This is a genomic window from Intrasporangium chromatireducens Q5-1, from assembly GCF_000576575.1.
Lineage (GTDB): Bacteria > Actinomycetota > Actinomycetes > Actinomycetales > Dermatophilaceae > Intrasporangium_A > Intrasporangium_A chromatireducens.
This window is the reverse complement of record NZ_AWQS01000115.1, coordinates 1-12,625: the sequence shown is the minus strand read 5'-3', so window position 1 is coordinate 12,625 and position 12,625 is coordinate 1. Positions and strand designations below refer to the sequence as shown.

Annotated in this window: 13 protein-coding genes; 4 read left to right on the top strand and 9 right to left on the bottom strand. The window is 73.0% G+C overall.

The features are described from left to right. Together N864_RS13540 and N864_RS13535 are read left to right on the top strand one after the other, a co-directional pair. The coding region (locus tag N864_RS13540; RefSeq protein ID WP_051518562.1) for an NAD(P)H-hydrate dehydratase at window positions 1-864 on the top strand (864 nt) is incomplete at its 5' end. A 119-nt stretch (window positions 865-983) separates the two neighbouring features. Then, on the top strand, window positions 984-1,907 hold the full coding sequence (locus tag N864_RS13535; protein WP_051518561.1) for a diacylglycerol/lipid kinase family protein: 924 nt from the start codon (window positions 984-986) through the stop codon (window positions 1,905-1,907). 101 nt (window positions 1,908-2,008) lie between these two features. Here the strand turns inward: N864_RS13535 and ppk2 are convergent, their stop codons facing one another. The 7 genes from ppk2 to N864_RS13500 form a co-directional block, all read right to left on the bottom strand. Beyond that, window positions 2,009-2,869, bottom strand: a complete 861-nt coding sequence (ppk2, locus tag N864_RS13530) for a polyphosphate kinase 2 (protein ID WP_034717600.1) — start codon at window positions 2,867-2,869, stop codon at window positions 2,009-2,011. 48 nt (window positions 2,870-2,917) lie between these two features. Next, a complete protein-coding gene (locus N864_RS13525; protein ID WP_051518560.1) occupies window positions 2,918-4,015 on the bottom strand; it encodes a lysylphosphatidylglycerol synthase transmembrane domain-containing protein in 1,098 nt (365 codons plus the stop codon). 192 nt (window positions 4,016-4,207) lie between these two features. Further along, a complete protein-coding gene (locus N864_RS13520) occupies window positions 4,208-4,687 on the bottom strand; it encodes a hypothetical protein (RefSeq protein WP_034717598.1) in 480 nt (159 codons plus the stop codon). Continuing rightward, on the bottom strand, window positions 4,684-6,540 hold the full coding sequence (locus N864_RS13515; RefSeq protein WP_205620944.1) for a glycoside hydrolase family 15 protein: 1,857 nt from the start codon (window positions 6,538-6,540) through the stop codon (window positions 4,684-4,686). Before N864_RS13515 ends, N864_RS13520 begins: the two co-directional genes overlap by 4 nt. 18 nt (window positions 6,541-6,558) lie before the next feature. After that, window positions 6,559-6,966, bottom strand: coding sequence for a DUF3151 domain-containing protein (locus N864_RS13510; protein WP_034717596.1), 408 nt, complete (start codon window positions 6,964-6,966; stop codon window positions 6,559-6,561). Between the two features lie 37 nt (window positions 6,967-7,003). Beyond that, complete coding sequence (gene fbaA / locus N864_RS13505; RefSeq protein WP_034717594.1) at window positions 7,004-8,044, bottom strand: class II fructose-bisphosphate aldolase; 1,041 nt, start codon at window positions 8,042-8,044, stop codon at window positions 7,004-7,006. A gap of 172 nt (window positions 8,045-8,216) precedes the next feature. Continuing rightward, window positions 8,217-9,341 carry a M24 family metallopeptidase gene (locus N864_RS13500; protein ID WP_034717592.1) on the bottom strand — a complete coding sequence of 375 codons (1,125 nt, stop codon included), beginning with the start codon at window positions 9,339-9,341 and terminating at the stop codon, window positions 8,217-8,219. Window positions 9,342-9,410: 69 nt separating this feature from the next. Between N864_RS13500 and N864_RS13495 the strand changes: the two genes are divergently transcribed. After that, window positions 9,411-10,901 carry a carboxylesterase/lipase family protein gene (locus N864_RS13495; protein WP_034717590.1) on the top strand — a complete coding sequence of 497 codons (1,491 nt, stop codon included), beginning with the start codon at window positions 9,411-9,413 and terminating at the stop codon, window positions 10,899-10,901. A 6-nt stretch (window positions 10,902-10,907) separates the two neighbouring features. Here N864_RS13495 and N864_RS13490 read toward each other — a convergent pair whose 3' ends face one another. Further along, window positions 10,908-11,117: a dodecin gene (locus tag N864_RS13490; RefSeq protein WP_034717588.1), complete on the bottom strand. Its 210-nt coding sequence runs from the start codon at window positions 11,115-11,117 to the stop codon at window positions 10,908-10,910. Window positions 11,118-11,204: 87 nt separating this feature from the next. After that, window positions 11,205-12,368, bottom strand: coding sequence for a citrate/2-methylcitrate synthase (locus tag N864_RS13485; RefSeq protein WP_240474322.1), 1,164 nt, complete (start codon window positions 12,366-12,368; stop codon window positions 11,205-11,207). A gap of 102 nt (window positions 12,369-12,470) precedes the next feature. Here N864_RS13485 and N864_RS26425 point away from each other — a divergent pair. Then, window positions 12,471-12,625: helix-turn-helix transcriptional regulator (locus N864_RS26425; RefSeq protein ID WP_205620945.1), on the top strand; the 155-nt coding region annotated here is incomplete at its 3' end.

The following is a 12,625-nucleotide window of genomic DNA, read 5'->3' as shown; positions in this document are numbered from 1 at the left end:
CTCACCGCCGAGTCACTGCGCTCCTGGCCCCTGCCCGCGCCCGGCGATAACAAGGAGGCGAGGGGCCGGACGCTCGTCGTCGGCGGCACGGCGCACACGCCGGGGGCGGTGCTGCTGGCGGGTGAGGCGGTCCTGCGCGCGGGGGCCGGCAAGCTGCAGATCGCGACGGCGGCCGCCGTGTCGGCCGCCCTGGCGGTCGCTGTGCCGGAGGCCCAGGTGGTGCCGCTCCCGATGGACGACGACGGCAACATCGACGCGGCTGCCGCGGAGACGATCCTCGTGATGGCGGACCGCGCGGACGCCGTGCTCGTCGGCTCCGGCTTCACCAGCCCGGACCCCACCGTGGCCCTGCTCGAGCGGGTCATTCCCCAGCTCCACCGGCCGCTCGTCATCGACGCCGTTGGCTCGGCCTATCTCACCACGCACCGGCAGGGGCTGCTCCACCTCGACGGCCGGGCCATCCTCACCCTCAACCCCTCCGAGGTGACCCAGACCCTCGGGCTCGAGGACGAGCAGGTCGCGGCGGACCCCGTCGGCTGCACCCGCAGGCTCGCGACCGAGTCCGGAGCGGTCGTCCTGTTCGGCGGCGCGGGCAAGATCGTCGCTGCGCCGGACGGCCGCCTCTGGGAGTCGTCGGCCGGCGGTCCGGGCCTGGGCATCTCGGGCTCGGGCGACGTGCAGGCCGGGATCGTCGCCGGCCTCCTCGCCCGCGGAGCGGAGCCGGCGCAGGCGGCCTGCTGGGGCGGGCAGCTGCACGGCCTGGCGGGCGAGCAACTGGCTCGTCAGCAGGGACCGGTCGGGTTCCTTGCGCGGGAGATCAGCACCTGCCTGCCGGGCCTGCTCGTCCGACTGGGCACCACCTGACCCGCACGCCGGCCCCCGCCGCACCACCACCCCGGCACCAGCACCGCCCCGGCACCAGCACCGGTCCTGCGACGCCACCGGCCCTGCGAGGCCACTCGTCCTACGGCAGACTCGGGTCCGTGCGCGTCGCAGTCGTCGACAACCCGGTCCGTGACCCGGCCGAGACGGCGCTGACCGCCGTGCACCGTGCGTGCCTCTGCCGGGGCTGGCCCGAGCCCGACGTCGCGGAGACCACGGTCGCCGAGCCCGGCGGCGCTCAGGCGCGAGCCGCCGTCGAGGCCGGCGCGGACCTCGTCGTGGTCATCGGGGGCGACGGCACCGTCCGGGAGGTCGCCGGGGCGATGGCCGGCACGGGCGTCCCGCTGGGGGTCGTCCCTCGGGGCACGGCCAATCTCTTCGCGCGCAACCTGCACCTGCCCTACTCCTCCCTCGAGCGCTCGGTCGCGATCGCCCTCGGGGGCGAGCCGCACGACGTCGACCTGGGCCGCGCTCGCTGGGGGACGCCCGACGGCGCCGTCGGCGAGGGCGCCTTCGTCGTCATGGCGGGCGTCGGCCAGGATGCGCGCACCATCGAGCTCGTCCGGCCCGTGCTCAAGAAGCACATCCGGTGGGTCGCCTACTTCGTGCCGGCCGTGGCCACCCTGGGTGCGCCGCTCCTGCCGATGCGAGTGGGCCGTGACGGCGGCCCCGTCCGCGACATGCGGCTCTGGTGCCTGTTGGCCGGCAACGTCGGCCGGATCCCGCTCGGGATCGAGGTGCTGCCCGGCGCACGCGTCGACGACGGGGTGCTGCACCTCGCCGCGGTCGGGCCGACACACCTCGTCGGCTGGGTCCCGATCGCGCTCAAGGGTCTGCTGCGGTGGCGACACGACGTGCCGGGGCTCGCCTACGCGACCGCCCGGTCGGTGCGGGCCGAGACGGACGAGCCCGTGACGATCCACGTCGACGGCGACGAGCACGCCGGCGTCGTGTGGCTCGAGGCCCGCATCGAGCCACGGGCGCTGCGCATCAACCTGCCCCCGGGCCCGGCTCCCGACGCCTGACCGACGCCTGACCCAAGGCCTGGCCCGACGCCTGCCCCGACGCCCTTCAGCCCTTCGCACCAGGGCCCGCCGCGGCGAAAGTGCCCACGGCGCAACGCGACTCATTCTCGAGCCGGGTCCTCGACCAGCGTTGAGGCCCAGTCGGGCACGTACTTCGAGACGGCCATCGGCGGCCGCTGGTAGCCGGTGCTCGGGAGCCGTTCGGGGAGCTTGACCTTCGGCGTCGGGGCCGGCGACTCGTCATACGGGATCGAGGAGAGCAGGTGGTGGATCATGTTGAGCCGCGCCTGCTTCTTCGAGTCCGAGGCGACGTGGTGCCACGGCGCCACCGGCGTGTCCGTGTGCACCATCATCTCGTCCTTCGCCCGGGAGAAGTCCTCCCACCGGGTGATCGACTCGAGGTCGATCGGCGAGAGCTTCCACTGCCGGAGCGGGTCGTGCAGGCGCTTGCGGAACCGGGCGAGCTGGACGTCGTCGGAGACCGAGAACCAGTACTTGCGCAGGTGGATCCCGTCGTCGACGAGCATCTGCTCGAAGATCGGGCACTGCCGCATGAAGAGCTGGTACTGCTCCGGCGTGCAGAAGCCCATCACCTTCTCGACGCCCGCGCGGTTGTACCAGGAGCGGTCGAACAGGACCATCTCACCGGCAGCCGGCAGGTGCTCGATGTAGCGCTGGAAGTACCACTGCGTCTGCTCCCGCTCGGTCGGGGCGGGCAGCGCGGCGATCCGGGCGACGCGCGGCGAGAGGTACTCGGTGATCCGCTTGATCGTGCCGCCCTTGCCGGCCGCGTCACGGCCCTCGAAGACGACCACGACCCGTGCCCCGGTGTCCTTGATCCACGTCTGGAGCTTGCCGAGCTCGCCCTGCAGCCGGTAGAGCTCGGCCGTGTAGATCCGGTCGGGGATCTTCGTGGTCCGGAAGCCCGTCTCCTCGGAGTCGTTCCCACCCCTCGACGCCATGGGGACAGGCTAGCCACCCGCCCGGCGAGCGGGCGAGCAATCGCCCGCTCAGCGGCATACCGAAGAGGCCGTATGCCGCTCAGCTCGCTCAGACGCGGTGGGCGCGCTCCGCCAGCCGTGGGCTCGTGCGTGCCACAGGTAGGCGAGCAGGCCACCGGGGATCTCGCAGACGAAGGTGAAGAAGCTGAAGAGCAGCACGCCGGCGACCGACGCCACGGGGTCGCCACCGAGGGCGACGAGGGCCGCGGCGGTGCCGGTCTCGGCGAAGCCGGTGCCGCCGGGGGTGAGCACGACGGTGGTGAGCATCCGCCCGAGCGCGTAGCCGGCGGTCACCTCCGCCCAGCCGAGGTGGCTGCCGACGACGGCGAGGCAGGCCCACATGAGCACGCCCTGCAGGACGAGGTAGGCGAGCATGCCGATGACGAGCCCGCCCCGGCCGCGCTTGAGCAGCGCGACGGCGCTGGCGCGCTGGCTCGCGAGGGACGCCTCGAGGCCCTGCGGGGCCGGGCGGCGGACGAGCGTCGCGAGGCGGCTGGCGGCGGATGCTGCGGTGGTGATGAGTCGGGAGGCGAACCGGTCGCTCGCGAGCGCCGCGACGAGGAGCACCACGACGAGCGCGCAGATGCCGCCGGCGATGCTCGTGGCGAGCAGCACCGATCCGTCGACCCGGGCACCGACCATGAGGAGCGCGACGAGCCCGGCGACCGGGAGCGCCAGCCGGGCGAGGACGTTCCAGACACCGGTGACGGCGGTGTAGAGCCCGATCGCGCGGTTCGTGAAGCCGTACTGGCGTGCCATCACCCACGTGACCCCGACGCCCACCGCCCCACCGAAGGGCACGAGGTTCGAGACGCCACTGCCGACGAGGTTGAGGACGAAGCCCTGGCCCTTCGTCAGGCCGGGCAGCGAGGCGGCCAGCACGAAGGTGTAGGCCCACAGGCCCACGAGCCAGAGGCCGGTCAGCCCGACGAGCTGCCAGAGCGGCACCTGGGAGACGGCGTGCATCGCGGCGCGCCAGGAGGCGCCGGTCACAGCGGGCAGGACCAGCGCGAGCAGCGTCACGAGGATCGCCAGGGACCCCCCGACCTGCAGGATCCGCCGGAGGGTCGGTGTCGACACCTCGGGGGTCAGGGTCTGGGACGTCATGCGGGCAGGCTCGCTCTCGGGTGTTGGTGCGAGGTAGAGGCGCGAGTGGGGTGGTCTGATACGTCGTCCGGCTGGGGCACGGTTCCAGCCTCCGCGAGATCGCGCGGCCACGACATCGGGGCCGGCCCCCATCCGTCTCAGGGTCTCCCCGGCTTCGTCCCCCACCCCCGGACGCGCGGCCGGGGTGTCGGGTCAGGCGCCGCCGACGAAGACCGCGACGATGACGCCGTAGAGCACGTGCGAGACGAGGCCCGCCAGCGCCGTCTGCGGCCCGTAGTTGCGGGCGAGGAAGCCCGGCGGCTCGAGCAGCGCGTTGGTGGTGGCGTCACTGAGCTCGCTGCCCATCCGAGGGTGCACCAGCGGCAGGGCGACGTTGACGAGGACGGTCCCGGAGATGACCCCGTGGGCGAGCCCGAACACCGCTCCGAGCCACCAGTCACGCCGGCCGAGCACCGCGAAAAGGGCGTAGTAGACCAGGGCGAAGGCGAAGCCGACGAGGAAGTGGGCGAGGTAGCCCAGCGCCTTGGCACGGCGCCGGTCGCCGGTGACGATGGTGCCGAGCAGGAAGGGCAGGTCGATCCGGGTCAGGTGCAGCTCCGTCGCGGCGCGCAACACGCTCGTCAGGACGACGGTGCCGGCGAAGCCCCCGGCGAGCGCTCCGACGACGGTCATGGCCGCCCCTCCTCTGCCACCCCGGCATCTGCGACCCCGGCCTCGGCGATCTCGATCTCGGCGATCGCCGCCGCGGCGCTGATCAGGGCCAGATGGGTCAGGCCCTGCGGGAGGTTCCCCAGGAACGCACCGGTCGCGGGGTCGATCTCCTCTGCGTAGATCCCGACGTCGTTGGCCAACGAGACGAGCTCGTCCATCAGGGTTCGCGCCTCGGCGACGGAGCCGGTGCGGGCGAGCGCCTCGGCGAGCCAGAAGGAGCAGCTGAGGAAGACGCCCTCGGTGCCGGACAGCCCGTCCTGACCGAGGTAGCGGTAGAGGTAGGGACCGTGGCCGAGCTCGCGACGGACCGCCGCGACGGTGCCGTGCCAGCGCGCACCCGTCGGGTCGCCGTAGCCGGCCAGCAGCCCGAGCAGCAGGCTCGCGTCGAGCTCCGTCGTCGCGGGGAACCGCGTGTAGGACCCGAGCTCGTCCGAGTAGCACTGTTGCTCGATGAAGTCCCGGCACAGGTCGGCCTCGCGACGCCACCGATCGACGTGACGGTCGGGGAGCAGGCCCTGGTCCGCCAGCGCGAGGGCGCGGTCCAGGGTCACCCAGCACATCATCTTCGAGTGGGTGAAGTGCTGCGGCGCACTGCGCACCTCCCAGATGCCGGCATCGGTCTCCCGCCAGAGCCGGCCGACGAGGTCGGCCACCTCGGCCAGCCGGCGGCCGATCTCGGCGTCGAGCCCACCAGCGCCCTTGGCGTAGAGCCAGGCGCACTGGAGCAGCTCGCCATAGCTGTCGAGCTGCTGCTGCGCCGCCGCGGCATTGCCGATCCGGACCGGACGCGAGTTCTCGTAGCCCGCGAGTGGAAGCACCCGCTCGGTGGTGCTGGTGCCACCGTCGAGCCGGTACAGCGGATGCAGCCGCGGATGGGTCAGCTGGGTGGCCTGCATGAGCCACCAGAAGTAGGCCTCGGCCTCCGGGGCGCACCCCAGCTGCAGGAGGGCGTCGATGATGAAGGCGGCGTCGCGCACCCAGCAGAACCGGTAGTCCCAGTTGCGCTCTCCGCCCAGCTGCTCCGGCAGCGAGGTCGTCGCCGCTGCGGCGACGGCACCCGACGGCGCGTGGACGAGCAGCTTCAGCGCCAGGGCGCTGCGCAGCACCGGATCGCGCCAGGCTCCTCGGTAGCTCCGCCCGGTCGCCCAGGCCCGCCACGCCGCGATCGTGTGCTCCAGCCGCGCGTCGAGCTCGGACGGGGACGGCAGGACGAGCGGCTCCTGGTGGGCACCGCACAGGGCGACCACGCCGCGTGAGCCGGGGCTCGTCTCGAACTCCCCTCGGACCGTGTCGCCCTCGATGCGCGCCGTCCCCGCGCCGAACGAGCAGACCGCGAGCGCGTCGGCGCCCGAGGTGGCCACCGGAACCCCGGCGCGGGAGCCGAGACGGGTCCGGGCCCGGCCGTAGCCGAACCGGGGCTGGACCACCCACGCCATGGGGACGGTCCCGCTGACCCCCTGGACCCGGCGCTGCAGCTCGCGCGCCGGGCCCAGCCGCTCTTCACGCAGGGTCAGCGCGTCGACGACCCGCGCCACTCCGGAGGCGGTCGTGAACGTCGTCTCCAGCACGTTGGTGTCCGGCAGGTAGCGGCGGGTAACGGTGCAGGGCCCGGCCGGGGCCAGCCGGAAGAACCCGCCAGCATCCACGTCGAGAAGCGCTGCGAAGAGGGTGGCCGAGTCGAGGTTGGGCCAGGCCAGCCAGTCGATGGACCCGTCCTCGGCGACGAGCGCCACGCTGCGCCCGTCTCCGATCGGAGCATAGGCCCGGAGCGGGGCGTAGCCGTTCGACGACCGGCCCATCCCGCTGATCGACACCCCGGCCACCTCCTCGAGTCAGAGGCCGAGCTCGCGCGCGCCCTCCGTCGAGCTGGCCCGGAGGAACTCCGTGCACCGGGCCTCCTCGTCGGACTCGCCGATCGCGCGGGCGGCACGTGCCAGCGCCCCCAGCGCCCGCAGGAACCCGCGGTTCGGCTCGTGCGACCACGGCACCGGCCCCTGGCCACGCCAGCCGGCGCGCCGCAGCGCGTCGAGCCCGCGGTGGTAGCCGGTCCTGGCATAGGCGTAGGCCTCGACGTCGCGGTCACCATCGGCCAGGGCGTCCTCGGCGAGCACCGCCCACGCCAGCGACGACGCCGGCTGCCCGGCCGCCACCTGCACCGGGTCGACCCCGGCCTCGAGACGCTCCGCCGCCGGGTCCGGCGGCAGGAGCGTCTCGGGGATGCCGAGCAGGTCCCCGCTCACGAGATCACCCCGCTGAGCGGCATACCGAATCGGCTTGTCACTGGTGCGTCCCCGCCGACCGGAGGTTCTGGCACGCCTCGACGACGCGGGCGGCCATGCCGGCCTCGGCCTCCTTGCCCCACGCCCGCGGGTCGTACTGCTTCTTGTTGCCGACCTCGCCGTCCACCTTGAGCACGCCGTCGTAGTTGCGCAGCATCCAGTTCGCGACGGGACGGGTGTAGGCGTACTGGGTGTCGGTGTCGACGTTCATCTTGACGACGCCGTAGTCGACGGCGGCCGAGATCTCCTCGGCGAGCGAGCCGGACCCGCCGTGGAAGACGAGGTCGAACGGCCGGGCGTCGTCGCCGAGCCCGAGCTCCTTCGCGGCCGCCTGCTGGGCCTGCAGGAGGATCTCGGGGCGCAGCTTGACGTTGCCCGGCTTGTAGACGCCGTGGACGTTGCCGAAGGTCAGCGCCGTCAGGTAGCGGCCGTTCTCACCGTGTCCGAGGGCCTTGATCGTCGCGATGGCGTCCGCGGGCGTCGAGTAGAGCTTGTCGTCGATGGCGCCCTCGACCCCGTCCTCCTCGCCGCCGACGACGCCGACCTCGATCTCGAGGATGATGTTGGCGGCCTTCGCCTTGGCGAGCAGCTCCTGCGCGATCTGCAGGTTCTCGTCGAGCGGCACCGCCGAGCCGTCCCACATGTGCGACTGGAAGTACGGAAGTCCGCCGTCTGGGCCCTTCGACCTGACCCGCTCGGCCGAGGCCTCGAGGAGCGGCCGGACGAAGCCGTCGAGCTTGTCCTTGGGGCAGTGGTCGGTGTGGAGCGCGATGTTGACCGGGTAGTTCTTCGCGACCTCGTGCGCATAGGCGGCGAAGGCGAGCGAGCCGGTGACCATGTTCTTGACGGTGGGGCCGGAGAGGTACTCGGCGCCACCGGTCGAGATCTGGACGATGCCGTCGGAGCCCGCGTCGGCGAAGCCCTTGAGCGCGGCGTTGAGCGTCTGCGAGCTGCTCACGTTGATGGCGGGGTAGGCGAAGGAACCGGCCTTCGCGCGGTCGAGCATGTCGGCGTACACCTCAGGGGTGGCGATGGGCATTGCGTTCTCCTGCACGTGACGTGGGTGGTGGCATTCAGTGCTCAGCCCGATCCTGCCATGCCCCCTTTCGCGCGGACACCGGCTTCGTCGTTCACCGCATCGGTATGCCGCTGAGCCCGCTCCCGCTCGCCCGTCTCCTCTCGGGGGCGGCCGGCACGGGAGTGGCGACGCGTCACACGACGATAAGGTCCCGGGGCCGGTTGTTGAGCCGCTCGACCGCGGAGTCCGTGACGGCGACGATGTCCTCGATCCGGGCACCCCACTCCCCCGGCACGTAGACGCCCGGTTCGACGCTGAACGTCATCCCCGGCTCGAGGGGCAGGTCGTTGCGGGCGACGACGTACGGCTCCTCGTGGACGTCGAGGCCGATCCCGTGCCCGGTCCGGTGGATGAAGAACCCGTCGAGGCCGGCGTCGCGCAGCACGGCGCGGGCCGCCTCGTCCACCGCCTCGCAGGTCACCCCGGGGCGCACCGCCTCGACGGCCGCCTCCTGCGCCGCCTGCAGGGTCGCGTAGGCGGTCGCGACGTCGCGAGCGGGAGCCAGCCCAGCGGCATACGTCCGCGTGCTGTCGGAGTTGTAGCCGGAGGGCAGCGGACCGCCGATGTCGACCACGACGAGCTCGCCCCGCTCGATGACGCGGTCGGAGAGCGAGTGGTGCGGGCTCGCTGCGTTCGGGCCCGAGGCCACGATGACGAAGTCCGCCGTGGCGTGGCCCTCCTCGACGATCGCGGCGGCGATGTCGGCGCCGACCTCGGCCTCGGTGCGGCCGGGGCGCAGCCACTCGGCGACGCGGGCGTGCACCCGGTCGATCGCCGCGCCGGCGAGCCGGAGCTGCTCGAGCTCGGCGCGGTCCTTGCGCATCCTCAGCTCGCGCAGGATCGGGCCGGCAAGAACCTGGTGCGCGGCGCCGGCCTCGCGGAGCCGGAACGCGTGCAGCGCCGGGGTGAGGTCCGACACGGCGACGCGGTCGAGGGCCGTCCCGGCGAGCGCGAGCGCATAGGGGTCGTCCCCGTCCACCCAGGTGCGCACCTCGATCCCGAGGGCCTCGAGGCCGAGGCCGGCCAGCCCGGCATACTCGAGCGCCGGCGAGACGAAGACCGGGGCGCCGCCGTCGGTCGGGACGACGAGGCAGGTGAGCCGTTCGAAGGACGAGCCCGCGACGCCGAGGAGGTAGCGCAGGTCGGACCCCGGCGTCACGACGGTGGCCGAGGCGCCCGCATGCCCGGCCGCCTCCCGGAGCCGGGTGAGGCGCTTGCGGACGAGGACGGCGTCGAGCGCCGCGGACGAGGTTCCCATGGCAGTGGACCCTATTGCGCATTCCGGCGAACCCTTGCGGGGGTCCGGTCGGTTTGCCACGATCCGGGCATGGAACCGACGGTGCGCATCGCGACGGGTCAGCTGCGGGGAACCGAGCACGAGGGGGTGAGCCGGTTCCTCGGCATCCCGTACGCCGCACCCGCGGTCGGCGCCGCCCGGTTCCGGGCGCCGCGGCCGGCACCCGCGTGGGACGGGACGCGCGAGGCCACCCACCACGGCCCGACCGCCCTGCAGGCGCCCTACCCGCCGCCGATCGGGAACCTGCTGCCGAGCTCGGTCCTCGACGGACCCGACTATCTCAACGTGAGCGTGTGGACTCCGGACGCGGGCGGCTCCGGCCTGCCCGTCATGGTGTGGTTCCCCGGAGGCGCGTTCGTGCGCGGAGCGAACTCCATTGCCACGTATGACGGTTCCGCCTTCGCGCGGGACGGTGTCGTGCTCGTCGGGGTGAACTACCGCCTCGGCGTCGCCGGCTGCCCGGTGCTGCCGGATGCCCCGACGAACCTCGGCATCCGAGACCAGATCCTCGCCCTCGAGTGGGTCCAGGAGAACATCGCGGCCTTCGGTGGCGACCCCGGCAACGTGACGATCTTCGGCGAGTCGGCCGGTGGCATGAGCGTCGCCACCCTCATGGCGTCGCCCCCGGCGCGCGGGCTCTTCCGGCGGGCGATCGTCCAGAGCGGCAGCGGAGCAGCGGTCGCCGAGGCGGACGACCTGCGACGGGTGACCGAGGCGGTGGCTTCGCGGCTCGGCGTCCCGGCCACCGCAGCGGCGCTGTCCTCGGTCGACCCGAACGCCCTGCGCGACGCCCAGACGGCCGTCGGCCTCGAGCTGAGCATGGGCTCGGACCCGGCGCGCTGGGGGGCGACGACGGTCCGCGCCGGGCTCGGGATCATGGGGTTCTTCCCGTGCATCGACGGCGACGTCGTCCCGGGGGTGCCGGCCGACGTCATCGCGGGTGGCGGGGCCGTCCCGCTGCTGACCGGCACGACCGCCGAGGAGTTCCGCCTCTTCGCGGTGCCCACCGGCGTCGCCGCCTCCGTCACGCCGGAGACGCTGCCGCTCGTCGCCGCGCGCTACGGCTGGCCCACCGACCTCGTCGACCTCTACTCGGCGAACCGGCCGGCGGCGTCGCCGGGAGACGTCGTCACGGCGATGCTGACCGACGTGGCGTTCTGGCTGCCGACGGTCCGCCTCGCGGAGTCGGCCGGGGCGGGCGGGGCCCCGGTGCACGTCTACGAGTTCGCCTGGCGCACCGAGGTCGCCGGCCTCGGGGCCAGTCACGCCCTCGAGCTCGGCTTCGTCTTCGACACCCTCGGCCGGGAGGGGTCCGGACCCCTGACGGGTGAGAATCCGCCGCAGGCGTTGGCCACCGAGATGCATGCGGCGTGGGTGGCCTTCGCGACCACCGGCGAACCGGGCTGGCAGGCCTACACGCCCGAGCAGCGGGTCGTCTTGAGGTTCGACTCGGCGTCGGAGGTCGTCGTGGACCCCCGCGCGGAGGAGCGGCGCGCGTGGCAGCCGCTCCTCAGCCGATGAGAGGCGTCACTCCTCGATGCGGAAGCCGAGCTTGAGCGTCACCTGGTAGTGCGCGACCTGTCCGTCGGCGATGTGGCCGCGCACGTTCTGCACCTCGAACCAGTCGAGGTTGCGCACCGTGGTGCTGGCCCGGCCGATCGCCCCGGCGATGGCGTCGTCGATCGACGTCTCCGACGTGCCGACGACCTCGGTGACCCCGTAGGTGTGTGCGGGCATGGCACTCCTTCCCTTGGGCGCCGACACCGTCGCCGGCGGTCCTGCCCATGCTCGCACCTCCGGGGGGCCGAGTGGGCGGTATGCCGCTCAGCCGGCCCGCGCTGCCAGCTGACCCACGTAGCGGGCTGACGGGCGGATGAGCTTCGGGTCGTGGCTCTGCTCGAGGACGTTTGCCACCCACCCGACGACGCGGGCCACGCAGAAGGTCGGCGTGAACAGGTCCGGCGCGAGGCCGGCGAGACGCATCACGACCCCGGCGTAGAACTCGACGTTGGCGTGCAGCTGCCGCCCGGGCTTGAGCTCGGCGAGGACGCGCTCGAAGGTGTCCTCGACCTGGGTTGCGAAGTCGACGAGCGGGTCGTCGTAGCCGCGGGCGATGTCCCGCAGCATCTCCGACCGGGGGTCGCGGGTGCGATAGACCGGGTGGCCGAAGCCCATGATCAGCTCGCCCTTCGTGATCCGGTCGCGGACCCAGGCATCGGCCCGGTCGGGCGTCCCGATCTCCTCGAGCGCCTCGAGGGCTCGGCTCGGGGCGCCGCCGTGCTTCGGCCCGGAGAACGAGCCGATCGCGGCGACGAGGCAGGCGGCGAGGTCGGCGCCGGTGGACGCGACGACGCGAGCGGTGAACGTCGACGCGTTGAACCCGTGGTCCATCGTCGAGACGAGGTAGGTCTCGATGGCCCGGACGTCTTGGGACGCAGGCCGCTCGCCGCTCACCATGCGGAGGTAGTCCTCGGCGTGACCCAGGGACGGGTCGGGCGCGATGGGCTCGAGCCCGCGCCCGAGGCGGTGGGCGGCCGCGAGGATCGTCGGCGTCACCGCGACGGCGGCGAGGGCGGTGGCGAGCCGCTCATCCTCTCCGGCGTCGAAGAGCGGACGCTGGCCGGTCGCTCCGCCCCAGAGGGACAAGGCACTCCGCAGGATCTGCAGCGAGTCGCTCGTGGTGCGGCAGATGGCGGGCAACAGCTCCGCGACGGCCGACGGCAGGGCACGGTGCCCCGCGAGGCGCGCTCGGAAGGCGGCCAGCTCCGCCGCGTCGGGCAGGTGTCCGACGATGAGGAGATGGGCGACCTCCTCGAAGCCGTGGTGGCGGGCGAGCTCGACGGCCGAGTGGCCCCGGTAGTGGTAGAAGCCCTCGTCGCCTCGGACGTCGCCGATCTCCGTGTTGGTGACGATGACGCCGGCGAGCCCGGGTGGGACGGTGATCGCGCCCGAGGCGCCGGCCCGGGTCATCGTGTCGGTGGTTGCCATGCTCTGCTTCCCCTCACTGGCTGTTGGGACTAGCCTTCTCGCTATTGATCAACATCGTCAATGTTGATCGCATCAACGGTTGACCCGATCAACAGGTGAGGTGTGCCGGTGGCAGCGAGACAGTGGATCACCACCACCGAGGCGGCCCAACGCCTCGGCGTGAAGCGAGCGACGCTCTATGCCTACGTCAGCCGGGGCCAGCTCCGGAGCCGGCGTCGGCCGGGGCAGCAGGAGAGCCTGTTCGACCGCGCCCAGGT

Bases quoted from the DNA above. Each gene is read 5' to 3' on its own strand.
- ppk2 (WP_034717600.1), bottom strand. From the start codon at position 2,869: ATGGCGTCGAGGGGTGGGAACGACTCCGAGGAGACGGGCTTCCGGACC.
- N864_RS13525 (WP_051518560.1), bottom strand. From the start codon at position 4,015: ATGACGTCCCAGACCCTGACCCCCGAGGTGTCGACACCGACCCTCCGG.
- N864_RS13520 (WP_034717598.1), bottom strand. From the start codon at position 4,687: ATGACCGTCGTCGGAGCGCTCGCCGGGGGCTTCGCCGGCACCGTCGTC.
- fbaA (WP_034717594.1), bottom strand. From the start codon at position 8,044: ATGCCCATCGCCACCCCTGAGGTGTACGCCGACATGCTCGACCGCGCG.
- N864_RS13500 (WP_034717592.1), bottom strand. From the start codon at position 9,341: ATGGGAACCTCGTCCGCGGCGCTCGACGCCGTCCTCGTCCGCAAGCGC.
- N864_RS13495 (WP_034717590.1), top strand. From the start codon at position 9,411: ATGGAACCGACGGTGCGCATCGCGACGGGTCAGCTGCGGGGAACCGAG.
- N864_RS13490 (WP_034717588.1), bottom strand. From the start codon at position 11,117: ATGCCCGCACACACCTACGGGGTCACCGAGGTCGTCGGCACGTCGGAG.
- N864_RS13485 (WP_240474322.1), bottom strand. From the start codon at position 12,368: ATGGCAACCACCGACACGATGACCCGGGCCGGCGCCTCGGGCGCGATC.